We start from the raw sequence: 22,685 nt of genomic DNA on the forward strand, positions 1-22,685 counted from the left end.
GTCAGCGCAGCTCGCCCGCGCCCGCGCAGTGGTCGACGATCGCCGGGATCGCCCTGGCCGGATCGACCTTGGTGCGCAGGGTCGGCGTCCAGCCCGCGCCCGACTGGAGGATCTCGCCGGGCACCTGGGCGTTGTGCACGGCGATCAGGTCGGTCGGCTGCCCGTTGACGTAGTTGTCGTCGGCGGTGAGCGGCGCCTCCTTCCACTTCTTCAGGATCGAACCGGCCCGCACCCCCTCCGCCAGCGTGAACGCGTTGTGCTCGGCGACGAGTTGGGACTCCATGCCGATGCCGTAGCTGTAGCCGTAGCCGTCGCCCGCGACGAAGTGGTTGTTGTACGAGTCGACCTGCCCGAAGCGCACGCGCGGCGCCCGCTCCACCAGGTTGGCGAACAGGTTGTGGTGGAAGGTGACCTTGAGGTGCCCCCGGTCGACGGCGGCCGTCGACGCGCTGTCGCTGTTGCCGATCAGGATCGTCTTGTCGTGGTCCTCGAAGACGTTCCAGGAGGCGGTGACGTAGTCGGCGCCCTTGACGATGTCGAGTTCGCCGTCGTGCTGCTCGTAGATGCGCCCGTAGTAGTACGGCAGCGTGCTGTCCGGGTGGTCGCCGTCGGTGAAGGTGTTGTGGTCCATCCAGACGTGCGTGGAGCCGTAGATCACCGCGCTGTCGTACTCGGAGTTCCAGTTGCCGTCGGCGGTGTCGGTGGGGTCCCACTGCGGGAAGCAGTCGAGCGGGCTCTCCAGGTGCAGATTGCGCATGATCACGTTGTCGACGCCCTTGATCTGCAGGCTGGCGCCCTTGAAGCCGGCGTCCTTGCCGATGCCGACGATCGTGGTGTTGGCCGGGACGAAGGCCTCGACATACGCGGTCTGGTTGGCCTGCGAGGCCCGGCGCAGACCCTCGGGGCTGTCGTCGGGCTCGCCGTCCAGGTTCTTGTCACGGCCCCAGACGGCCGGGTCGTACATCTTCAGATAGGTGGCGAAGTCGTACCCGGGCGCCTCGAACGAGGCGCAGCTCGGCCCGTCGGCGTCGATCGTGCCCTTCACCTTGATGATCTTCGGGGTGCTGCCGCCGGCCGCGAGCGCGGCCTTGAAGCCGGCCCAGTCGGTGACGGTGTAGACGTGCGCGGCGTCGGCGGCCGAACCGCCGGTGGTGCCGGTCCCGTAGGAGGCCCAGCCGTCCTTGGCGGCGAGCGTCTGCCGCCCGAGGTCCCGTCCCTGGGCCTGGGCGGTGGCGGTCCCGGTGACCCCGAGGACCAGGGCGGTGCAGCCCACGACCGACGCTATGACACGTCCATGACATTTCGGTGTACGCACTGTGCGGCTCTCCTCAGCTTGCGGTTGGCCAAGTGATCCAGGAGGTGGGTATCTCCTCGTGCAGCCGGACGACGTCGTGCCGGGCCAGCACCCGGGTGCGCAGCGACTCCCGCGCCACGAGCCGGGCCACGGCGATGGCCCCCGGCGGGTTGAAGTGCGTGTTGTCCTGCTCGGTGTCGGTCCAGTTGAAGTACTTCTTCGTCTCCTCGACCCCGAGTTCCTGCCACAGCGCGAGCGACAGCGCCTCGATGTCGAGCAACGCCACCCGCTCCTCGCGCGCGAGCGCCCGCATCGCCGCCGGATACTCCCCGTGCGTCGGCACGGCGTTCCCCCCGGCGTCGAACCGACGCCGCTCGACGGGGGTGGCGAGAACGGGCCGGGCCCCCTTCTTCCGAGCCCCCTCGACATACATCCGCAGATAGTCCTGGTACGTCGTCCAGGGCTCGGTGTAGCGAGTGGGGTCGTCGCTCTTCTCGTCGTTGTGCGCGAACTGCACGAGCAGCAGATCTCCGGGCCGGATGACGGAAAGGATCTCGTCGAGCCGCCCCTCATCGACGAAACTCTTCGAACTCCGCCCATTCACGGCATGGTTGGCGACGACAAGACCCTTCCGAAGAAAGAACGGAAGAGCCATGCCCCACCCCGTCTCCGGGGCGGCGTCGGCGTATTTCTGCGCGGCGGTGGAATCACCGGCGATGTAGAGGGTGCGTTTCCTCTCGGGAGAGCGACCGACGAGAGGAACGGCGGCCAAGGCGCCTGCGGTGACCTGCCTACGGGTAAGTGACAAGACCGTTCACCTTTCCGACTGTTCTGGGGGGCGCGGGGCTGTGTCGATGTGCGGCTCCGCCGCGTGGGCGCGACCAGCCACGAACAGCGGCCGCGCCCACAACCGAACGCACCGAGCTCAGTGGTTCTTCTTCCAGTCCGCCTGAGCCTTGTTCAACTGATCGGCGAGCGTGTCCAGGAACGCCTTCGCCGTCATCTTCCCGAGCAGCACCTTCTGGAAGTTCGGCTCGTTGTCGGCCTTGGAGATCGTGTTCCAGTCCGGCAGGTAGTACGGCAACTGCACGATCGTCGTGTCACTGCCGTTCAACGCCTCAGCCGCCAGCTTCGTGGGCTCGGCCTTCTGGATCCACGCGTCCTGCGCGGCCTCCGTGTTCGCCGGAATCTGCCCGGCCGACTGGTTGAACTTCGAGTTCTCCTCGTGCGAGACGGCGAACTCCACGAACTTCCACGCGGCCGCCTTGTTCTTGCTGGACTTGAAGACACTCATCCCGTCGACGGGATTGGAGATCTGCACCCGCTTGCCGTCGTCCAGCGTCGGGTTCGGCAGTCCCCGGAACTTGTCGGCCCCCAGCGCCTTCAGATGGTCCTGGTACGAGCCGAGGTTGTGGCTCAGCATCCCGATCGTGCCGCTGTCCCACTGCGCGACCATCTTGGTGAAGTCGTTGTTGACGTCGGCGGACGGCGTGTCCTTCTTGTACAGCCCGACGTACTTCTCCAGCGCGGCCACGACCTTCGGGTCGTTGACCGTGGTCTTGTCGCCGTTCCAGAACGAGGTGACACCGCTCTGGCTGTACGCCGCGTCCAGGGCCGGCGCGATGGACCCCTCGCCGCCCCGGATCGTGAACCCGAACTGGTTCTTGCCCTTGTCGGTGAGCTTGTCAGCGGCCGCGTAGAACTTCGACCAGGTCGTCGGCGCGTCCAGCCCGGCCTTCTGGAACAGGTCGGTGCGGTACCACAGCACGCCGTTGTTGGAGGAGGTCGGGATCTGGTACAGCTCCTTGCCGCCACCGGCGGCCCGGCTGTTGTCCAGCAGCTTCTGGCTCAGCTTGCCGTTCAGCGAGCTCTTCGCCAGCCGGCTGTCGAGCGGCTCCAGCGCGCCCTGCACCGCGACCTCGGCGAGCATCGCGGTGCCCACACCGCCGACGTCGGGCAGACCGCCGCCCTGGATGGCGGTGTCGTACTTGGACTGGGCGCTGGCGGCGGGGATGCCGACGTAGTTGACCTTGATGTTCGGGTTCTTCTTCTCGAAGTCGGCGATGATCTGCTTCCAGATGTCGGTGCGGACACCGCCGTTGTTGTCCCAGAAGGTGATCTCGCCCTTGCCGGAGCCCTCGTTGCCCTTGTCCCCCGCGCTGCCGCTGCCGTCGTCGCCGCAGGCGGTGGCGGTCAGCGCGAGCACGGAGCCCAGGGCGACGGCGATGGCGGCCCTGCTTCTGCGGTTGCGGATGCTGCTCTTCATTGGTCGGCTCTCTTCTTCTGGATCCAACGGAGTTGTGACGTTGTGGGGGGACGTCCTCAAGGCGTGTAAGCGCTTGCTACGGAGGTGCGTCATCGGGCCTCCAACAGGCGGGCGGGAGTGGGCTACAGAGGGCTGATCCTGAAGTGCGTGAAAGTTGCCGCCCCGGCGTGTCCCGAGCCGGCCGGCGCGAGGGCGAACAGGCCGAGCAGCGCGCCGACCCAGCGCCAGGGGGTGGCGGCGAACACGGGACCCGAGGGACGCGGCCCCTCCCCGGTGTCGTACAGGAACCGGCAGCGCGCCCCGGCCCCGATCTCGATGCGCAGCCGCGCCCTCCCCTGGGGCGCGATCCGCGGGTGATCGGCGTCCCGTTCGTGCTCGGCGACCTCCTCGGCGAACCGGTGCACGAGATGGACCGTCCCGTCGGCGCCCCGCTGCAGCCCGATCCAGCCGTACGCGTCCCCGAGCACCGCGAGTCCGGCCCGCGCCCCCGCCTCCTCGCTGTGCAGCCGCAGCTCCACCTCGACGGCCGAGGGTGTGCCGGGCAGCCGCTGGGTGAGGATGTTGGGGAGTTTGCGCAGGTCGTGGGCGTCGGCCGAGCGGACGCAGGCCAGCCGGAGCCCGTCACCGGAGTGGTGGGTCGCCCAGCCGTCCCGGGGGTTGGCGGTCCAGCTCCACTGCCGGCCGAAGCGTCCGCCGGGGAAGTCGTCGTCGGTGGCGGGCGCGGCGGGCGGCTGCGGAGGCAGACCGGGCAGCGGGTGTACGGCCACGGGGGCGCCCTCGTCGCCCAGCACCGGCCAGCCGTCCGTGCCCCAGCGCATCGGCTGGAGGTGCACGACACGGCCGTACGCGCCCCGCTGCTGGAAGTGCAGGAACCAGTCCTCCCCGGACGGGGTGCGCACCCAGCCGCCCTGGTGCGGTCCGTTGACGTCGGTGTCCCGCTGTTCGAGGACGATCCTCTCCTCGTACGGCCCGAAGAAGCCGCGCGAGCGGAAGGCGCCCTGCCAGCCGGTCTCGACGCCCCCGGCGGGCGCGAGGATCCAGAACCAGCCGTCGTGCCGGTAAAGCTTGGGGCCCTCCAGGGTGAACCAGCCCGGGATCCGGTCGCCGTCGACGATCACCTTGCCCTCGTCGAGGAGTTCGGTGGCGTCGGGGCGCATCCGGTGGCCGGTGAGGCGGTTCTTGACGCCGGAGCGGGACCTGGCCCAGGCGTGCACCAGGTAGGCGTCGCCGGTCTCCTCGTCCCACAACGGGCAGGGGTCGATCAGGCCCTTGCCCGCCTTGAGCAGGTGCGGGCGGGTCCAAGGACCGCGGATCTCGGGGGCGTTGACCTGGAAGACACCCTGGTCGGGATCGCCCCAGAAGATCCAGAAGCGGTCGTCGTGATGCCGGATCGAGGGCGCCCAGACCCCGCAGTCGTGCCGGGGGGCCGCGAACTCGGCGGCGGGCTCCAGGCGTTGCAGCGCATGGCCGACCAGCGTCCAGTTGACCAGGTCGCGCGAGTGCAGCAGCGGCAGGCCCGGGACCCGCCCGAAGCTGGAGGCGGTGAGGTAGAAGTCCTCGCCGACGCGGACCACGTCGGGGTCGGACCAGTCGGCGTTCAGGACCGGGTTGGTGTACGTCGTCACTGGCTCACCGCCTTGCGGACCAGCGCGGCGGCCTCGCCCCGGCCGAGCCGGCCGTCGGCGACGACGGTCACCACCCGCCGTACGACCGTGGCCCCCGGCTCGATCGGCAGCCGCTCCTCGGACGCCAACGACGAGCCCACGCCCGGGTATTCGGCGGTGCGCACGAACCACGGGTCACGGCGGGTGGCGTCCGTGGCGCCGGCGAAGACCAGCGTCCAGCCGGTGCCCGCGAGCGCCAGCCAGTCGGCGCGGGTGCCGTGGACCTCCGGCTCGCCCTCGCGCTCGGGGGTGAAGACGTGCGGGGCCTCCCGCTCCTTGCGCGCGCGCCAGAAGAAGCCCCCGTACGCGGCGCCGGGGCGGCCGTTGGTGGCGGGGCTGCCGATGGAGAGCAGGCCGGAGGTCACGTTGGTGAGGGAGAAGGTGAAGTCCAACGCCCAGGCGGAGTCGGTGAGTTCGGTGGACGCCACCGTCCGGCGCTCACGCAGCAGTTCGCTGCCGGAGGCGACCCAGCGCAGTTCCTCCACGAAGCCGTCGGGGTCGCGGAGCTGGAAGGAGGTGTGGCGCTGGGCGCCGTGGTTGTCCAGCTCGGTCGGCCCCCGGCCTCGGACGTACGTCCGCCCGCCCCAGAAGTTGTGCCCCTCGACGTCGGGAACGGCGACACCGACGCCGAGGTGGTGGGTGTGGTCGGCCGGGCTCAGCTCCGTGACGGCCGTGCCGGCCAGGGTGGTGACGGGGTGCAGATACGGGCGCGGGGAGAGCCCGGCGGGCAGTTCGGGCCGGGTGACGTACCGGCCGACGGGGCGGCCCGCCACGCGCAGGACCGGGGAGTCGTTGGTCGTCATCTGCTCACCTCTTTCACCGGGGCCCAGGCGGCGCCGAGTTCGGAGTAGAGGGCGAGGGTGTCGGCGCAGGCGGCGACCAGGCCGTCGACGCCGGTCACGGCCCTGCGGTCCTCGTCGGGGACCCGGCGCCAGGCCTCCGGCGGCAGCGGGACCGGGTCGGGCGACTGCCGAATCGCTTCGACGACCCGCATGAAGGCGCCCGTCGCCTCGGGCGTGACCAGCGGCTCGGCACCGTCGCCGATATGGTCGACCAGGTTCTGCAGCAGGTCGGTGCGGCCGTACTCGTACTCCTCGGGGCCGTGGTCGGCACGCTGGAGCAGGACGCGGTCCTGCTTGTACCAGAAGGTGATGCGGCCGCTGGTGCCGTGCAACAGGACGTACGGCTCGTCGGGGTGCTCGGCGCACAGGGTGGCGGCGACGGTGACCTGGCGGCCCTGGGCCGTGCTGATCCGGACGCAGGAGGTGTCGTCGGACTCGATGTCGTTGGCGCGCAGCAGTTCGAGCTCGATGTCGGTGACGTCCTCGGCGCGGGAGGAGCCGTTCAGGGCGAGGGCGGTGGCGACCACGTGGGCGAGGGGATTGGTCAGCACGCCGTCGACGACGTCCACGCCGTCCAGGCGCCGCCTGCCGGCCCAGGGGGCCCGCCGGTAGTACGCCTCCGCCCGTGCCCACGCCCCGGCGCCGCCGACCCCGACCAGTTCGCCGATCCTCCCCTCGGCGACCATCTCGCGGATCGCCGGCACGGCGTGCGAGCCCAGCGACTGGAACCCGATCTGGCACACGACCCCGGCCCCGGCGATCCCGTCCGCCATCCGCCGGAACTCGGCGTAGGAAGGCGCGGGCGGCTTCTCCAGGAGCAGGTGCACGCCCCTGCGCGCGGCCGTCAGCGCCAGGTCGGTGTGGGTGGGGATGGGGGTGCAGATCACCGCGATCCGGGCACCGGTCGCGTCCAGGAGGGCGGCGAGGTCCGGCGACTGCTCGGGCGTGCCGAGGCCGTCGGGGATCTCGTCCGGGGCCAGCGGGGTCAGCTCGCAGATGCCCGCGAGCCGGACGATCCCCTTGTCCTGGAGCCGGCGGATGTTGTCCAGGTGCCAGCGGCCGTGACCGCGTGCGCCCACCAGGACGATGTCCGTGCTCATGGGATCCTCCCCGCGCCGGTCGGAGCGTGTCGGGCGGGCGTCGGACGGGTCGTCATCCCTTCACCGCCCCGGCGCTGAATCCCGTGATCAGCCACTTCTGGATGAACGCGAAGACGATCACCACGGGCACCGCCGCGATGATGCCCCCGGCGGCGAGCGCGCCGAGGTCGACGCTGTCCGCGCTCATCAGGGTGTTGAGGCCGACCGGGATGGTCTGCTTGCTCTGGTCGGAGAGGAACATCAGGGCGAACAGGAAGTGGTTCCAGGCGTGCACGAAGGCGAAGGAGCCGACGGCGATCAACCCGGGCCGCAACAGTGGCAGGACGACGATCCGGAACGCGGTGAAGCGGTTGCAGCCGTCGACCCAGGCGGCCTCCTCCAGGGAGTAGGGCACGTTCCGGATGAAGCCGCTGATGAGGATCATCGACAGCGGCAGCTGGAAGACGGTCTCGGCGATGATGACGCTGCCGAGGGAGTTGATCATCCGCAGGTTGGCGAAGATCTCGAAGAGCGGGACCAGCAGCAGGGCCCCCGGCACGAACTGCGTGCAGAGCAGGGCCAGCATGAAGGCCTTCTTGATCCGGAAGTCGAACCGCGCGAGCGCGTAGCCGCCGGCCAGGGCGACCAGCGTGGTCATCACGAGGGTCGCGATGCCGACGAGGACGCTGTTCTGGAAGTAGGTGCCGAACGCCCGCTCGTTCCAGACCTTGTTGAAGTGGTCGAAGGTCATGGGCCAGGGCACGAGGGAGGTCGAGCCGGCCGGGCGGAGGGCGAAGAGCAGGATCCAGTAGAAGGGGATCAGCGTGAAGAGCAGGTAGATCGACAGGGGCAGGTAGATGTGCCGGCGGGGGACCTCGTCCCAGGCGCGGCGCCTGCCACGGGGACGCGTCGGCCGGGTCTCCACGCGCTCGGGCGCGGGCGCGATCTCGGTGATCACTTCTCACCTCCGAACTTGCTCAGCCGCAGATAGACGATCGAGCAGAAGAGCAGGATCACGAACGCGACCGTGGTCAGGGCCGACGCGTAGCCGAAGTTGTGGGCGTCCACGCTGGTGTTGGCGATGTAGAGCGGGAGGGTGGTCGTCTCGCCCGCCGGCCCGCCGCCGGTGAGCGTGTAGAGCAGGTCGACGTTGTTGAACTCCCACACCGCGCGCAGCAGCGTCGACAGGACGATGGCGTCCTTCAGATGGGGCAGGGTGATGTGCCAGAACTGCTTGAGCCGGCTGGCGCCGTCGACCTCGGCGGCCTCGTAGAGGTCCTTGGAGACGGACTGGAGGTCGGCGAGGATGAGGATCGCGAAGAAGGGGACGCCTCGCCAGAGGTCGGCGACGACGGCCGCCGGGAAGACGGTCGAGGTGTCGGAGAGCCAGCTGGTGCCGTACGAGCCGATGCCGGCGTCCGCGAGGTAACGGGTGATGCCCGTCTGGGAGTTGTAGAGCAGCACCCAGATCGCGGAGGTCAGCACGCCGGAGACGGCCCACGGGGAGAAGACCAGCGCGCGGCCGAGCGCCCGCCCGACGAAGGTCTGGTTGACGATCAGCGCGAGCGCGAGACCGAACAGCAGCTGCAGGCCGACCTCGACGACGACCCACTTGGCGCTGAAGGTCAGCGTGTCCCAGAACTGGGTGTCCTTGGTGAAGATCTGGACGAAGTTGTCGAAGCCCGCGTAGCCGTTCCGCCAGGGCTTGGTGGGGTTGTAGTTCTGCAGGCTGTAGTAGAAGACGCTGAGGACCGGGTAGGCGATGAAGCCCAGCATCAGCAGGGCGGCCGGAGCGATCAGCAGGTACGGGAGCCTGCGCGGAGTGGCGGAGGCACGGCGCCGCCGGGGTGGCGCGGGCGGTTTCGCCACGGCTGCGGCTTGGGCCATGACAGGGGCTCCGTTCTCGGTGCGGGTTCTGTTCTTGCGGTGGGGCGTAGGAAGCGCTTTCTCGATATGCGGAGGTCTGTCCCCTGTTCGCGGTTGGGGGTGCCTCGTGGGGTTGTGTGGCGGGTGCGGGTCCGGTGGGGCTGTTCGCGCAGTTCCCCGCGCCCCTAAGTGGGACTGGTCAACCGGCGTAGGGATCTGGGGCCTTGCCGGGGCGGGCCAGGAACTCGAAGTCGCAGCCGGTGTCCGCCTGGGTGATCTGGTCGTTGTAGAGGGCGCCGTAGCCGCGTTCGTAGCGGGTGGGCGGGGGCGTCCAGGCCGCCCTGCGTTGCTCCAGCTCCTCGTCGTCCACGTGGAGATGGAGGGAGCGGGCCTCGACGTCGAGGGTGATGAGGTCGCCGGTGCGGACCAGGGCCAGCGGGCCGCCGACGTACGACTCGGGGGCGATGTGCAGGGCGCACGCGCCGTAACTCGTGCCGCTCATCCGGGCGTCGGAGAGGCGGACCATGTCGCGCACGCCCTGCTTCAGGAGGTGGTCCGGGATCGGCAGCATGCCGTACTCGGGCATGCCGGGGCCGCCCTTGGGGCCGGCGTTGCGCAGCACCAGCACGCTGTCGGCGGTGATGTTCAACTCCGGGTCGTTGATGGTGCGTTGCATGGCCTTGTAGTCGTCGAAGACGACCGCGGGGCCGGTGTGCTTGAGCAGATGCGGCTCGGCGGCGATGTGCTTGATGACGGCGCCGTCGGGGCAGAGGTTGCCGCGCAGGACGGCGACCCCGCCCTCGGCGGCGACCGGGTTGTCGCGGGTGCGGATGACGTCGTCGTCGTGGACGACGGCACCCTCGATCTGCGCTCCCAGCGTGCCGTTGACGGTCGGCCGGTCCAGGTGCAGCAGGTCGGTGATCCGGGAGAGGAAGGCGGGCAGACCGCCGGCGAAGTAGAAGTCCTCCATGAGGTAGGTCCGACCGCCGGGCCGGACGTTCGCCAGCACCGGCACGGTACGGGCGATGCGGTCGAAGTCGTCGAGAGTGAGCGGGACTTGGCAGCGTCCCGCCATCGCGATCAGGTGGATGACGGCGTTGGTGGAGCCGCCGAGTCCGAGCACCGTGGTGACGGCGTCCTCGAAGGCGTCACGGGTGAGGATCTCCGACGGCTTCAGCCCCGTCCAGGCGAGTTCCACGGCCCGGCGTCCGGAGGCTGCGGCCATCCGCTCGTGCCCGGAGTCGACGGCCGGGATCGAGGATGCGCCCGGCAGCGTCATGCCGAGGGCTTCGGCCGCCGCGGTCATCGTCGACGCGGTCCCCATGGTCATGCAGTGACCGGGCGAACGCGCCAACCCGCCCTGCAGCTCCCGCAGTTCGCAGTCGGTCAGATTGCCGGCGCGGTGCTCGTCCCAGTACTTCCACATGTCGGTGCCGGAGCCGAGGGTCTCGCCGCGCCAGTGACCGGGCAGCATCGGACCCGCGGGCACGAAGAGCGACGGCACGTCGGCGGAGGCGGCGCCCATGAGCAGCGCGGGTGTCGACTTGTCGCAGCCGCCGAGCAGTACCGCCGCGTCGATCGGGTAGGAGCGCAGCAGCTCCTCCGTCTCCATCGCGAGCAGGTTGCGGTAGAGCATCGGGGTCGGCTTCTGGTACGTCTCGGAGAGCGTGGCGACCGGGAACTCCAGCGGGAAGCCGCCGGCCTGCCACACGCCCCGCTTGACCGCCTCGGCCCGCTCGCGCAGATGGACGTGGCAGGGGTTGATGTCGGACCAGGTGTTGAGGACGGCGATCACCGGGCGGCCCCGGTACTCCTCCGCCTCGTAACCGAGCTGGCGCATCCGGGCGTTGTGCGACCAGGTGCGCAACTGGCCCTCGGTGCCGTACCACTGGTGGCTTCTGAGCTCTTCGGGGCGCTTTCTGTCGGTCATATCGACCACCCCGCGGCGATCGCGGCGACCTCGGCGCGCTCGTCCTCCGGCAGCGTGCGGCTCGGCGGGCGGACGTCGCGGCGGCACAGGCCGAGGGAGGCGAGGGCCTCCTTGACGACGGTGACGTTGTTGGCGGAACCGTGGGCCGCGCGCAGTTCCTCGAAGCGGCGGATCTGCTCCCAGACCTTCATGGCGGCCGGGTAGTCACCGGATCGAAGCGCTTCAATCATGTTCAGCGAGACGGACGGGGCGACGTTCACCAGGCCGGAGGTGAAGCCGGTGGCGCCTGCCGAGAAGTACGAGGGCGCGTACGGCTCCGCGAGTCCCGCCACCCACACGAACCGGTCGAGCCCCGCGTCCCGTGCGAAGGCGGCGAACCGGGCGGCGTCCGGGACGGCGTACTTGACGCCGATGACGTTCGGGCAGTCGTCGGCGAGCTCCGCGAGGCGGAAGCCGGACAGCTGCGCGTTGCGGATGTAGGGGACGACGCCCAACTCGGGGACGGCGGCGGCGATCGCGCGGTGGTAGTCGACCCAGCCGGCCTGGGAGACGTAGGGGTGGACGGGCTGGTGGACCATGACCATCCGGGCGCCCAGCTCCCGGGCGTGGCGGGCGGAGGCGACGGCGGTGGGGACGTCGTGGCCGACGCCGACGAGGATCGCGGCGCGGTCGCCGGCCTCCTCGACGGTCAACTCGGTGACCAGGCGGCGCTCTTCGGGGGTCAGGGCGTAGAACTCCCCGGTGTTGCCATTGGGGGTGAGGATGCGCACCCCGCCCTCCAGCAGCCGGCGCAGCAGGGCCCGGTGGGCCTCCTGGTCGACGGAGCCGTCCTCGGCGAACGGGGTCACCGGGATCGCCACCACGTCGGCCAGGGCCGCCCGCGCGGTCTCGAACGTCACGCTGCTCATGCCTGCCCTTCCTCTTCCGTCGCCTGGGGGAACGCTCGCCGCACGAAGGACGCGATGTGGTCGTGGAGGGCCCGCGCGGCGCCGTCCGCGTCGCCGTCGAGGGCGAGCCGCAGGATCTCCCGGTGCTCGCCGGCCTCCCGCTCCCAGGAGGGCGAGGCGGCCCAGGCCACGGCCGAGACGAGGGCCGCCTGGTCGCGGACCTCGTCGAGCATCCGGCCGAGCAGCGGGTTGCCGCACGGCAGGTACAGGGCGCGGTGGAACTCCCGGTTGGCGAGGGAGCGTTCGGCGGTGTCGGTGGCGTCGTCGGCGCGGGTCAGCGCGTCCCGGGCGGCGTCGAGGGAGGCACCCCGCCGCACGGCCCGCTTGAGCGCCTCGGGTTCGAGGAGCAGTCGTACGTCGTAGACCTCGCGCGCCATGTCCGCGTCCACCATGCGCACCGTGACGCCCTTGTACTGGCTCATCACGACCAGTCCGGTTCCGGCCAGTGTCTTGAGCGCCTCCCGCACCGGGGTCTTGGACACCCCGAACTGTGCGGCGAGTTCGGTCTCCACCAGGGCCTGACCCGGCGTCAACCGCCCGGTGAGGATGCGGCGTTTGATCTCCTCCAGCACGAACTGCGTGCGGGAGGGGATCGGCGTGGGCACAGAGGTCATGCGCGCCTCTCGGAAGTCACGTATCAGATCTCGGGTATCTGATCTCGCGTATCGCGTCTCATATATGACGTACGAAGTACGACGCGTTGAAGGTAGGAGGAGGCGCAGGGTTCGTCAATGCTTCGGACAGAAATACCTCTGACGGACGGCGATTACGCCGTTACGGTGTTACGGCATCCAGCCGGGATCGCGCCCGCTGAGCCCCACCGCCCGGTCGAGCAGCGGCGCGTCGTCCTGGGGCGGCGGGACACGCGTCCCATCGGGATAACCGACAGGTTCCGACGGGTTTCCGCCGTCGCGATAGGGCACATGCCTCATGCGTCCGTCGGGGCCTTAGGCGCACGATGGCCAGGCATGACGACATCGACATGGGCGGTGACGCGGGTCCTCGGGGACCGTGACGCGCGGCTGTATCTGACCGGGGTCGTGGTCTCCGGGTTCGGGACCTCGGCGTTGTGGCTGGCGTCCGGGGTGTGGGTCAGGGATCTCACCGGGTCGGACGGGCTGGCCGCGCTGTGCCTGCTCGCCATGTGGGCGCCGACCCTGGCCGGCCCGGCGCTCGGCACCCTCGCCGACCGCGTCCGCCGCAAGCCCCTGCTGATCGGCGTGAACCTGCTGATGGCGGCCCTGCTGCCGGTTCTGCTCACCGTCGACTCCGCAACCGGACCGTGGCCGGTGTACGCGGTCCTGTTCGTGTACGGCGCCGTCGGCGTCGTCCATGACGCGGCCGAGTCCGCCCTGGTCGCCGCCGCCGTCGACCCGGCCCTGCTCGGCGACTTCAACGGACTGCGCATGACCGCCACCGAGGGCATGAAGCTGGTGGCGCCGCTCGCGGGCGCCGGCCTGTACGCGGCGTACGGCGGCGCGAGCGTGGCCCTCCTGGACGCCGGGACGTTCGTGCTGGCCGCCGGGGTCTACGCCCTGCTGCGCGTCCGCGAGGAGAGGCCCGGCCCGCCCGCGCACGGCTGGTGGGCGCGGACCGCGGAGGGCACCCGTTTCCTGTGGGGGCACCCGCGGCTGCGCCCCCTGGTCGTCGTCGGCGGCACCACGATGCTCTTCGCGGGAGCCAACGGGGCGCTGATCTACGCCGTGATCGACGGCCTGGGCCACTCCCCCGCCTACGCCGGTGTCCTGTACGCCGTCCAGGGCGCCGGCTCGGTGGCAGTGGGGCTGCTCTCGGGCACCGGGCTGCGGCTGCTCGGCGCCCGCCGGTTCGCGGCGTGCGGCATCGGCCTCACGGCCCTCGCGGTGGCGCTGCGGGCCCTGCCCTCGGACCCGCTGACCCTGGTGTGCAGCGCGGGGATCGGCGCGGGGCTGCCCTGTGTGCTGATCGCCGCGGCGACCACCGTGCAGCGCGAGACGCCGGACGCGCTGCTCGGCCGTACGGCCGCCACGGCGAGCACGCTGATGTTCACACCGAACGTGCTCGGCCTGGCCCTCGGCGCGGCACTGGTCGAACTGGCCGACTACCGGCTGGTGTTGGCCACCCTCGGCGCCGGTCTGCTGCTGACGGCGGCCCCGCTGCTTCAGCGCCCGGCGAGCGCCGACCGCACCGCCGCCGAGTTCCCGTCCGACGCCAATCGGCTCTGAGACAGCGCCAGTTGGGAGTCAGACGGCCCGCCTACTGCCGGCACTCCGGGTCCGCAAGGCAGCTCGACCGTCACGAGGGCGCACCACCCGGCGGCAGCGCCACTCGCGCCCCTGGCGGCGCCCCCGCCCCCTCCTCAGCGCCCCGACAGCGCCGACCGCACCGCCTCCAGGTCCCCGTCCGACGCCAACCCGGCGTGATACAGCCGCACTTCGCTGGCCCCCCGGTCCCGGGCCTCCGTCATGCCGGCGGCCAGGGTGCCGGGGCTGCCGCCCATGCCGCCGACGACGGGGAAGTTGGCCGCGATCACGGCCCCCGCCCGGCCCTGTTCGGCGAACGGCGCTAGCAGGCCCGTACCGCCGGCGCACGGGACGACCACGCCGTCCGCGACGGACAGGATGTGCTCGGGGTCCACGCCCGGGTTGGCGCCGACGTGGTGGGTGACCGGGTCGGCGTGCAGCAGGACCTGGAAGCCGTCGGGGGCCGCCTCGCGGACCGCGCGGACCGCCGTCTCCTGGAGGGTGCGGGCGGTGTCGTCGCGCCACGCGCGTGTGGCGGCCGCCTTCGCCTCGCCGAGCAGCTTCTCGACCCCGGCCCAGCCTCCGTCGTCGGGCGCCCCCCGCCACAGCGGCTCCAGCGCGTCCCGTACAGAGGCCGCCAACTCGTCGGCGTCCAGGCCCTGTTCGCCGTAACCCTCCCGGCAGACGGGGCAGAAGCAGAGTGCCATCAGGTAGTGACCGGCGTCCCCGAGCCGGACTCCGCCGGTCTTGTCGTGGGCGTGCAGGTGCTCCAGGCCGTACCAGCCCAGCGACTCCAGCTCGGTGCCGCGCGCGCCGGGGCGTACGGCCGCCTCGGCGGCGAGGTCGACGAGGTACGCGCGCGTGGCGGGCTGGGCGACGCAGGGGGCCCAGGGGTAGCGGTCGCCGTAGGCGTTGACGACGGAGGTGTCCGGATGCTCTGCGCCCAGACGGGAGTTGTGCGCGAGGACGACCCAGGTGTGCACCTCCAGGCCGGCCTCCGCGAGGGCGCTCGCGGCCTCGCCGTAGGCGTCACCGGGGGCCCAGTCGCCGGCCGCGTACGGGCGCAGCTCCCGGCCCGCCCAGCGGTCACCGGCCGGGTACAGCACGGCCGCGTGCTCGGCGGTGACGATCCGGTGGCGCGGGTGGCGGGGGGTGAGCGCGCGCGTGGAGTGGTAGGCGGCGGCCAGCGTCACCTGTTCCACGCCGAGCGCGGCGATACGGCCGGCGGCCTCCGGGTCCCCGTTGACGTCCCAGGGGTAGACGAATGTCGACGCCTTCACTTGCCTTCCTCCAGCAGCGCGTACCCGCGGTCGATCAGCTCGGCGAGCTGCTTGACATGGTCCTCGGTGGGTTCGTGGAGCGGGGGGCGGACCTCCCCCACGTCCAGTCCGCGCAGCCGTACACCCGCCTTGACCAGGGAGACGGCGTAGCCGCGGCCCTGGGCCCGCAGTTCCACGAACGGGCGGTAGAAGCCGTCCAGGAGGCGGTGCGCGGTGCTCTCGTCGCCGGTCCTGAGCGCCTCGTGGAAGGCGAGGGCGATCTCCGGGACGAAGCAGAAGACGGCCGAGGAGTAGAGCGGGACGCCGATGGCGCGGTAGGCGAGCTGGGTCTGCTCGGCGGTGGGCAGGCCGTTGAAGTAGAGGAAGTCGCCGGGGACCTCGGTGCGGACGGCGCTGACGACGCGCTGCATGAGGTCGAGGTCGCCGAGGCCGTCCTTGAAGCCGATGATCCCGTCGGTACGGGCGAGCGCGACGACGGTCTCCGGGGTGAACACGGCGTTGTCGCGCTGGTAGACGATCACGGGCAGCGCGGTCGCGGCGGCCACCTCCCGGTAGTGCCGCAGCAGCCCCTCCTGTCCGGCGGCCACGAGGTAGGGCGGCATGGCGAGCAGTCCGTCCGCGCCGGCCGCCTCGGCCACGCGCGCGTAGCGCACGGCGAGCGCGGTGCCGTAGCCGGCGCCGGCGACGACCGGCACCCGTCCCCCGGTCACCTCGACGGCCACCCGGACGCACGCCTCGAACTCCTCGGGGGTGAGCGCGTGGAACTCGCCGGTGCCGCAGCACGCGAAGACCGCGGCGGCCCCGTTCTCCACCCCGCGGCGGACATGGGCGCCGTAGACCTCCAGGTCGAGCGAGCCGTCCGGTGCGTAGGCGGTGACGGGGAAGAACAGCGGCCCGCTGGGGTTGCTGAGCCGAGCGGCGAGGGGGGCAGGCGTCACGGGCTCTCCCGGTTACATGTTTATGATCGGCGTCTACATCTCTGAACGACACCACGCTAAAGTGCCCCATCCTGGCCGGTCAAGCGCGCCTACGGCCTCGTACCAGCAGATTTCCGGCCTGCGTGGGACACTTGACGGGTCCTGCCCCGGATCCCTAGCGTGTCCACGAATGTGAATATCGTGCACACACGCGACCCCGCCGACCGAAGGAGAAGCGAGGATGCCAGCCCCCCGCACCGTTCTGCTCACCGGCGCCGCCGGCGGGCTCGGCACCCTGATGCGGAACCTGCTGCCCGCCTTCGACTACGAGCTGCGCCTCCTCGACATCCGTCCGATCGAGGGCGACCCGGACGCGATCACCGCCGACCTCGCCGACCGGAAGGCCCTGCGCGAGGCCGTACGGGGCGTCGACGCGATCCTCCACCTCGCCGGCATCTCGCTGGAAGCCCCCTTCGAGAAGATCCTCAAGGCGAACATCGAGGGCACGTACAACCTGTACGAGGCCGCGCGCGAGGAGGGTGTGGGCCGGATCGTCTTCGCCTCCTCCAACCACGCGGTCGGCTTCACCCCGCGCCCCCGGGGCGACGACCCCCTGATCCCGATCGACACCCCGCGCCGCCCCGACACCTTCTACGGCCTGTCGAAGTCCTTCGGCGAGGACCTCGCACAGCTCTACTGGGACAAGTACGGCCTGGAGACCGTGTCGGTGCGCATCGGCTCCTGCTTCCCCGAGCCGACCAGCGTGCGCATGCTGTCGGTCTGGATGAGCCCGCCGGACGGCGCCCGCCTCTTCCACGCGGCCCTCACCGCCGAGAACGTGGGCCACACGGTCGTCTACGGCTCCTCCGCCAACACCCGCCTGTGGTGGGACCTGTCGACCGCCCGGGCCCTCGGCTACGAACCGCAGGACGACTCCGAGCAGTTCGCGGAGAAGCTGATCGCCGAACAGGGCGAACTGGAACCGGGCAACATCGCGCACGACTACCTGGGCGGCGCCTTCGTCAGCGACCCCCCGATCTGGCCGTACTGATCAATCCCCACCCCGGGCGGGCACCGAACGGGCCCGCCCGCAGGTGTGTTCGGGCATGGACGGCGGCTGTTCGCGAGGCGCGCCGGCGCCCTCCCCAGGGGCGCGGGCCGTGACATGTGCGGCTGCGCCGCGGAGCGCGACCAGCCACGACGGACTCGCAGCCGCGCACCACCGCCATCCCACGAGCTCTTGGGCGAACCTCGCCCGAACGGGCACACGCGGACACGATCCCTCCAGCAACAGACCTGGTCACCGCCACCCACCCGCTGTACAACTTCCCCCAACGGCCCGAACGGGCACAGCGCAGGGAAGGCGGGTGACCCCATGCCCGGCACAGCCGAGGACCGCCAGCGGCACATCGTGCAGGCGGCGCGAGCCACCGGCTCCGTCGACGTCAACACCCTCGCCACCCAACTAGGCGTGGCGAAGGAGACCGTGCGCCGAGACCTCCGCGCCCTGGAGGACCACGGCCTGGTCCGCCGCACCCACGGCGGCGCCTACCCCGTGGAGAGCGCCGGCTTCGAGACGACCCTCGCCTTCCGCGCCACCAGCCACGTCCCCGAGAAGCGCCGCATCGCCACCGCCGCGGCCGAACTGCTCGGCGACGCCGAGACGGTCTTCGTCGACGAGGGCTTCACCCCGCAGCTCATCGCCGAGGCCCTGCCCCGGGACCGGCCGCTGACCGTGGTCACCGCGTCCCTGCCCGTCGCGGGCACCCTCGCCGAGGCGGACAACGTCTCCGTCCTGCTGCTCGGCGGCCGCGTCCGCCCCGGCACCCTGGCCACCGTCGACCACTGGACGACGAAGATGCTGGCCGGTTTCGTCCTCGACCTCGCCTACATCGGCGCCAACGGCATCTCCCGCGAGCACGGCCTGACCACCCCCGACCCCGCCGTCAGCGAGGTCAAGGCACAGGCGATCCGGGCCGCGCGGCGCACCGTGTTCGCGGGCGTGCACACCAAGTTCGGCGCGGTCAGCTTCTGCCGCTTCGCGGAGATCGGCGCGCTGGAGGCCATCGTCACCAGCACGCTGCTGCCGTCGGCCGAGGCCCACCGGTACTCACTGCTGGGACCGCAGGTCATCAGGGTCTGACCCGGCGGGCCGAGCTCCCACCACAGGCGACCCACCCCCCAAAGCACCCCTTATATCCCTCTATGTCCAGGAGCGATCCATGCGCACCCAGAGCCGACGACGGCCGCCGCGAGCCACGCTCGCGCTGGCCGCCGCAGGGACGCTGCTCGCCCCGCTGCTCTCCGGCTGTTGGGTCGGGGCGGGCGGGTCCGGTTCCGGCGGCGACTCCGTCAACGTCCTGATGGTCAACAACCCGCAGATGGTGGAGCTGCAGAAGCTGACCAAGGCCCACTTCACCAAGGAGACCGGCATCAAGGTGAACTTCACCGTCCTGCCGGAAAACGACGTCCGCGACAAGATCAGCCAGGACTTCGCCAACCAGGCCGGCCAGTACGACGTGGCGACGCTGTCCAACTACGAGATACCGATCTACGCCAAGAACGGCTGGCTGCACGAGATGGACTCGTACGTCGCCAAGGACCCGGTCTACGACGAGCAGGACGTGCTGAAGCCGATGCGGCAGTCGCTGACCGCCGACGACGGCAAGCTCTACGGGCAGCCCTTCTACGGGGAGTCGTCCTTCCTCATGTACCGCAAGGACGTGTTCGCGGCGAAGCACCTCACCATGCCCGCGCACCCGACCTGGACCCAGGTGGCCGACCTCGCCGCGAAGGTGGACGGCGCCGAGCCCGGTATGCGGGGCATCTGCCTGCGGGGACTGCCCGGCTGGGGCGAGCTGATGGCGCCCCTGACCACGGTCGTGAACACCTTCGGCGGCACCTGGTTCACCAAGGACTGGAAGGCCCGACTCGACTCCCCCGCCTTCGAGAAGGCGACGAAGTTCTATGTCGACCTCGTACGCGATCACGGTGAGTCCGGCGCCGCCCAGTCCGGCTTCGCCGAGTGCCTCAACAACATGACCCAGGGCAAGGTCGCCATGTGGTACGACGCCACCTCGGCCGCCGGTTCCCTGGAGGCCGCAGGCTCCCCGGTCAAGGGCAAGCTCGGCTACGCGCCGGCCCCCGTCGAGAAGACCGCCGACTCCGGCTGGCTCTACACCTGGGCCTGGGGCATCCAGAAGGCTTCCCGCAACCCCGACAAGGCCTGGAAGTTCGTCTCCTGGGCGTCCAGCAAGCAGTACGAGCAGCTGGTCGGCGAGACCAGCGGCTGGCCCAACGTACCGGCGGGCAAACGCGCTTCCACCTACACCAACGCCGAGTACGTCAAGTCCGCCGCCTCCTTCCAGGAGATGACCAAGGCCGCCATCGAGGGCGCCAAACCCAATGACCCGGGGGTGCAGCCGCGCCCCGCGCCCGGCATCCAGTTCGTCGGCATCCCCGAGTTCACCGATCTCGGCACCAAGGTCTCCCAGGAGATCAGCGCGGCCATCGCCGGACGCCAGTCCGTCGATTCGGCCCTGAGGAAGTCCCAGAAACTCGCCGAGAAGATCTCCAAGGAGTACGAGGGACGATGACCGCGACAACGACGGCTCCGATAGCCGCGACTCCCGCACGCACCAAGGGCGTTCCCTCCGCCCGGCTGAAGGCCTGGGCGACCCGCGCTCCGCTGCTGCCCGCCCTGGTCTTCATGATCGTGGTGACCCAGCTGCCGTTCGTGGCCACGCTGGTGATCTCGTTCTTCGACTGGAACGCCCTCTATCCGAAGGCGCGTCACTTCACCGGCCTCGACAACTACCGACAGGTCCTCACCGACGCCGACCTGCGCCACTCGGTGTGGACGACCGTCCTGCTCACGGTCGCCGTGGTCGTGGTCAGCCTGGTCCTGGGCCTGGCGCTGGCGCTGCTCCTCGACCGGCGGTTCCGCGGCCGGGGCGTGGTCCGCACCCTGCTGATCGCGCCCTTCCTGGTGGTCCCCGTGGCAGCCGCCCTGCTGTGGAAGCACGTCCTCTACAACCCCGAATACGGCCTGCTGAACGGCCTGTTGCACTACGTGGGCGGCCCGCAGCCGGACTGGATCTCGAACACCCCGCTGCTGGCGGTCGAGGCCTCCCTGGTGTGGCAGTGGACGCCGTTCATGATGCTGATCCTGCTGGCGGGCCTGCAGAGCCGTGACCACCAGCAGATCGAGGCCGCGCGGGTGGACGGCGCGAGCGACTGGCAGATCTTCCGCCACCTCACGCTCCCGCACCTGCGCCGCTACCTCGAACTCGGCGCCCTGCTGGGCTCGATCTACATCGTCCAGAACTTCGACGCGGTCTTCACGATCACCTCCGGCGGGCTGGGCACCGCCAACCTGCCGTACACCGTCTACCAGAGCTTCTACCAGGCCCATGAGAACGGCCTCGCCTCGGCCGCGGGCGTCCTGGTGGTCATCGGTTCGATCGTCATCGCGACCTTCGCCCTGCGCGTGGTGTCGTCCCTGTTCCGCGAGGAGGTGGCTCGAGGATGAGCACCGTCGCCGTACGACTGCGAGGCGGCCGCCGCAAGGGCGCCGGACTCGGCCTGGTGGCCTGGCTGCTGGGGATCGTGTTCTTCCTGCCCATCGCGTGGATGGCCCTGACGTCCTTCCACTCGGAGGCGGACGCCGCCACCAACCCGCCCTCCTTCGGGGCCGCGCTCACCCTGGACGGCTACCGCGAGTTCTTCGGCACGGGCGGCGGGGCGAGCCCCTGGCCGGCCCTGGTCAACTCGGCCGTGGCGTCGGTGGCGTCGACGCTGCTGGTGCTGCTGCTGGCGCTGCCGGCGGCGTACGCGCTGTCGGTGCGCCCGGTGAAGAAGTGGACGGACGTCCTGTTCTTCTTCCTGTCCACCAAGATGCTCCCGGTGGTCGCGGGTCTCCTCCCGATCTACCTGTTCGCCAAGAACACGCACCTGCTGGACAACATCTGGCTGCTGGTCATCCTCTACACCTCGATGAACCTGCCGATCGCCGTGTGGATGATGCAGTCCTTCCTGGCCGAGGTGCCGGTCGCGGTGATCGAGGCGGCCCAGATCGACGGCGCCCGGCTGCCGACGATCCTCGCGCGCGTGGTGGCCCCGATCGCCCTGCCCGGCATCGCCGCCACCGCCCTGATCTGCTTCATCTTCAGCTGGAACGAGCTGCTGTTCGCCCGGGTGCTGACGGGCGTGGTCGCCGAGACCGCCCCCGTCTTCCTGACCGGCTTCATCACCAGCCAGGGACTGTTCCTGGCGAAGGTGTGCGCCGCGTCGCTCGTCATCTCCCTGCCGGTGCTCGCCGCGGGGTTCGCCGCCCAGGACAAGCTGGTCCAGGGCCTGTCGCTGGGAGCCGTGAAATGAAGGCCGCCGTCATCGAGTCCGTGGGCCGTGCCGTCGTCGCCGAGGTCCCCGACCCGGCGCCGGGCCCCCGCGAGGTCGTCGTCGAGGTCGCCGCCTGCGGTCTGTGCGGCACCGATCTGCACATCCTGCAGGGCGAGTTCGCGCCGAAGCTGCCGATCGTGCCGGGGCACGAGTTCGCGGGCGAGGTGGTCGGGGTCGGCACCCAGGTCACCGAGGTCGCGGTCGGCGACCGGGTGGCGGTCGACCCGTCCCTGTACTGCCACGAGTGCCGCTACTGCCGTGACGGCCACAACAACCTGTGCGAGCGGTGGGCCGCGATCGGCGTGACCACGGCGGGCGGCGCGGCCCAGTTCGCGGTCGCCCCGGTGGCCAACTGCGTGAAGCTCCCCGAGCACGTCCGCACCCAGGACGCGGCCCTGATCGAGCCCCTGTCCTGCGCCGTGCGCGGCTACGACGTGCTGCGCTCCCGCCTCGGCGCGCACGTGCTGATCTACGGCTCCGGGACGATGGGCCTGATGATGCTGGAGCTGGCCAAGCGGACCGGGGCGGCGAGCGTGGACGTCGTGGACCTGAACCCGGCCCGCCTGGAGACGGCCGTACGCCTCGGCGTGTCGTCCTCCGCGCCGAACGCCGACGAACTGGAGCGCCCGCAGGGCTGGGACGTCGTGATCGACGCGACCGGCAACGCGGCGGCCATCCAGGACGGCCTGGGGCGGGTGGCCAAGGCGGGGACGTTCCTGCAGTTCGGGGTGGCGGACTACGCGACGCGCGTGACGATCGACCCGTACCGGATCTACAACCAGGAGATCACCATCACCGGGTCGATGGCGGTCCTGCACAGCTTCGAACGCGCGGCCGAGCTGTTCGCGAACGGCGTTCTCGACCCGGAGGTCTTCATCAGCGACCGGATCCCGCTGGAGCGCTACCCGCAGGCGCTGGAGCAGTTCGCGGCGGGGGTGGGGCGGAAGATCGTCGTCACGCCCTAAATTCGCTGTCCTC

General features: G+C 70.8%; 20 protein-coding genes and 1 pseudogene. 7 read left to right on the forward strand and 14 right to left on the reverse strand.

Annotated features, from left to right (window positions below; genetic code table 11):
- Window position 1 precedes the first annotated feature (1 nt).
- From MKW14_RS14920 to MKW14_RS41550, 12 genes and pseudogenes are all read right to left on the reverse strand, one after another.
- Window positions 2–1,315, reverse strand: coding sequence for a pectate lyase family protein (locus MKW14_RS14920; protein WP_374116569.1), 1,314 nt, complete (start codon window positions 1,313–1,315; stop codon window positions 2–4).
- Between the two features lie 13 nt (window positions 1,316–1,328).
- Window positions 1,329–2,102: a rhamnogalacturonan acetylesterase gene (locus MKW14_RS14925; RefSeq protein WP_240863026.1), complete on the reverse strand. Its 774-nt coding sequence runs from the start codon at window positions 2,100–2,102 to the stop codon at window positions 1,329–1,331.
- Window positions 2,103–2,219: 117 nt separating this feature from the next.
- Entirely contained in the window at window positions 2,220–3,560 is a 1,341-nt protein-coding gene (locus MKW14_RS14930; RefSeq protein WP_240863027.1) for an ABC transporter substrate-binding protein, read from the reverse strand.
- 122 nt (window positions 3,561–3,682) lie between these two features.
- A complete protein-coding gene (locus MKW14_RS14935) occupies window positions 3,683–5,185 on the reverse strand; it encodes a glycoside hydrolase family 43 protein (RefSeq protein WP_240863028.1) in 1,503 nt (500 codons plus the stop codon).
- Window positions 5,182–6,027, reverse strand: coding sequence for a DUF6807 domain-containing protein (locus tag MKW14_RS14940; protein ID WP_240863029.1), 846 nt, complete (start codon window positions 6,025–6,027; stop codon window positions 5,182–5,184). The genes MKW14_RS14935 and MKW14_RS14940 overlap by 4 nt, the downstream gene beginning before the upstream one ends.
- Entirely contained in the window at window positions 6,024–7,166 is a 1,143-nt protein-coding gene (locus MKW14_RS14945) for a Gfo/Idh/MocA family protein (RefSeq protein ID WP_240863030.1), read from the reverse strand. The genes MKW14_RS14940 and MKW14_RS14945 overlap by 4 nt, the downstream gene beginning before the upstream one ends.
- A gap of 52 nt (window positions 7,167–7,218) precedes the next feature.
- Entirely contained in the window at window positions 7,219–8,103 is an 885-nt protein-coding gene (locus MKW14_RS14950; protein WP_374116570.1) for a carbohydrate ABC transporter permease, read from the reverse strand.
- Window positions 8,100–9,032 carry a carbohydrate ABC transporter permease gene (locus MKW14_RS14955; RefSeq protein WP_240863031.1) on the reverse strand — a complete coding sequence of 311 codons (933 nt, stop codon included), beginning with the start codon at window positions 9,030–9,032 and terminating at the stop codon, window positions 8,100–8,102. Before MKW14_RS14955 ends, MKW14_RS14950 begins: the two co-directional genes overlap by 4 nt.
- A 178-nt stretch (window positions 9,033–9,210) precedes the next feature.
- Window positions 9,211–10,941, reverse strand: a complete 1,731-nt coding sequence (gene araD, locus MKW14_RS14960; protein WP_240863032.1) for an L-arabinonate dehydratase — start codon at window positions 10,939–10,941, stop codon at window positions 9,211–9,213.
- Window positions 10,938–11,849: a dihydrodipicolinate synthase family protein gene (locus tag MKW14_RS14965; protein ID WP_240863033.1), complete on the reverse strand. Its 912-nt coding sequence runs from the start codon at window positions 11,847–11,849 to the stop codon at window positions 10,938–10,940. Before MKW14_RS14965 ends, araD begins: the two co-directional genes overlap by 4 nt.
- Complete coding sequence (locus MKW14_RS14970; protein WP_240863034.1) at window positions 11,846–12,502, reverse strand: GntR family transcriptional regulator; 657 nt, start codon at window positions 12,500–12,502, stop codon at window positions 11,846–11,848. Before MKW14_RS14970 ends, MKW14_RS14965 begins: the two co-directional genes overlap by 4 nt.
- Window positions 12,503–12,670: 168 nt before the next feature.
- Window positions 12,671–12,760 (reverse strand): annotated as a pseudogene (locus MKW14_RS41550) (TIGR03086 family metal-binding protein); the annotation flags it as partial.
- A gap of 96 nt (window positions 12,761–12,856) precedes the next feature.
- Between MKW14_RS41550 and MKW14_RS14975 the strand changes: the two are divergent.
- Window positions 12,857–14,092 (forward strand): MFS transporter, encoded by a 1,236-nt coding sequence (locus tag MKW14_RS14975; protein WP_240863035.1) that lies wholly within the window; start codon window positions 12,857–12,859, stop codon window positions 14,090–14,092.
- Window positions 14,093–14,226: 134 nt separating this feature from the next.
- Here the strand turns inward: MKW14_RS14975 and MKW14_RS14980 are convergent, their stop codons facing one another.
- On the reverse strand, window positions 14,227–15,390 hold the full coding sequence (locus MKW14_RS14980) for a hypothetical protein (protein ID WP_240863036.1): 1,164 nt from the start codon (window positions 15,388–15,390) through the stop codon (window positions 14,227–14,229).
- Window positions 15,387–16,328 (reverse strand): 5-dehydro-4-deoxyglucarate dehydratase, encoded by a 942-nt coding sequence (locus MKW14_RS14985; RefSeq protein ID WP_240863037.1) that lies wholly within the window; start codon window positions 16,326–16,328, stop codon window positions 15,387–15,389. Before MKW14_RS14985 ends, MKW14_RS14980 begins: the two co-directional genes overlap by 4 nt.
- Window positions 16,329–16,548: 220 nt before the next feature.
- Here MKW14_RS14985 and MKW14_RS14990 point away from each other — a divergent pair, with 220 nt between their 5' ends.
- From MKW14_RS14990 to MKW14_RS15015, 6 genes are all read left to right on the forward strand, one after another.
- Complete coding sequence (locus tag MKW14_RS14990) at window positions 16,549–17,358, forward strand: NAD-dependent epimerase/dehydratase family protein (protein WP_240863038.1); 810 nt, start codon at window positions 16,549–16,551, stop codon at window positions 17,356–17,358.
- A gap of 324 nt (window positions 17,359–17,682) precedes the next feature.
- Window positions 17,683–18,450: a DeoR/GlpR family DNA-binding transcription regulator gene (locus tag MKW14_RS14995; protein WP_240863039.1), complete on the forward strand. Its 768-nt coding sequence runs from the start codon at window positions 17,683–17,685 to the stop codon at window positions 18,448–18,450.
- A 79-nt stretch (window positions 18,451–18,529) separates the two neighbouring features.
- The gene (locus MKW14_RS15000; RefSeq protein ID WP_240863040.1) at window positions 18,530–19,903 is read left to right on the forward strand and encodes an ABC transporter substrate-binding protein; all 1,374 of its coding nucleotides are present in this window, start codon (window positions 18,530–18,532) and stop codon (window positions 19,901–19,903) included.
- The gene (locus MKW14_RS15005; protein ID WP_240863041.1) at window positions 19,900–20,838 is read left to right on the forward strand and encodes a carbohydrate ABC transporter permease; all 939 of its coding nucleotides are present in this window, start codon (window positions 19,900–19,902) and stop codon (window positions 20,836–20,838) included. Before MKW14_RS15000 ends, MKW14_RS15005 begins: the two co-directional genes overlap by 4 nt.
- On the forward strand, window positions 20,835–21,686 hold the full coding sequence (locus MKW14_RS15010; protein ID WP_240863042.1) for a carbohydrate ABC transporter permease: 852 nt from the start codon (window positions 20,835–20,837) through the stop codon (window positions 21,684–21,686). Before MKW14_RS15005 ends, MKW14_RS15010 begins: the two co-directional genes overlap by 4 nt.
- Window positions 21,683–22,672, forward strand: a complete 990-nt coding sequence (locus tag MKW14_RS15015) for a zinc-dependent alcohol dehydrogenase family protein (protein ID WP_240863043.1) — start codon at window positions 21,683–21,685, stop codon at window positions 22,670–22,672. Before MKW14_RS15010 ends, MKW14_RS15015 begins: the two co-directional genes overlap by 4 nt.
- Window positions 22,673–22,685: the final 13 nt, after the last annotated feature.

The organism is Streptomyces gilvus (genome assembly GCF_022513565.1).
In the GTDB taxonomy this organism is placed as follows: Bacteria; Actinomycetota; Actinomycetes; order Streptomycetales; family Streptomycetaceae; genus Streptomyces; species Streptomyces gilvus.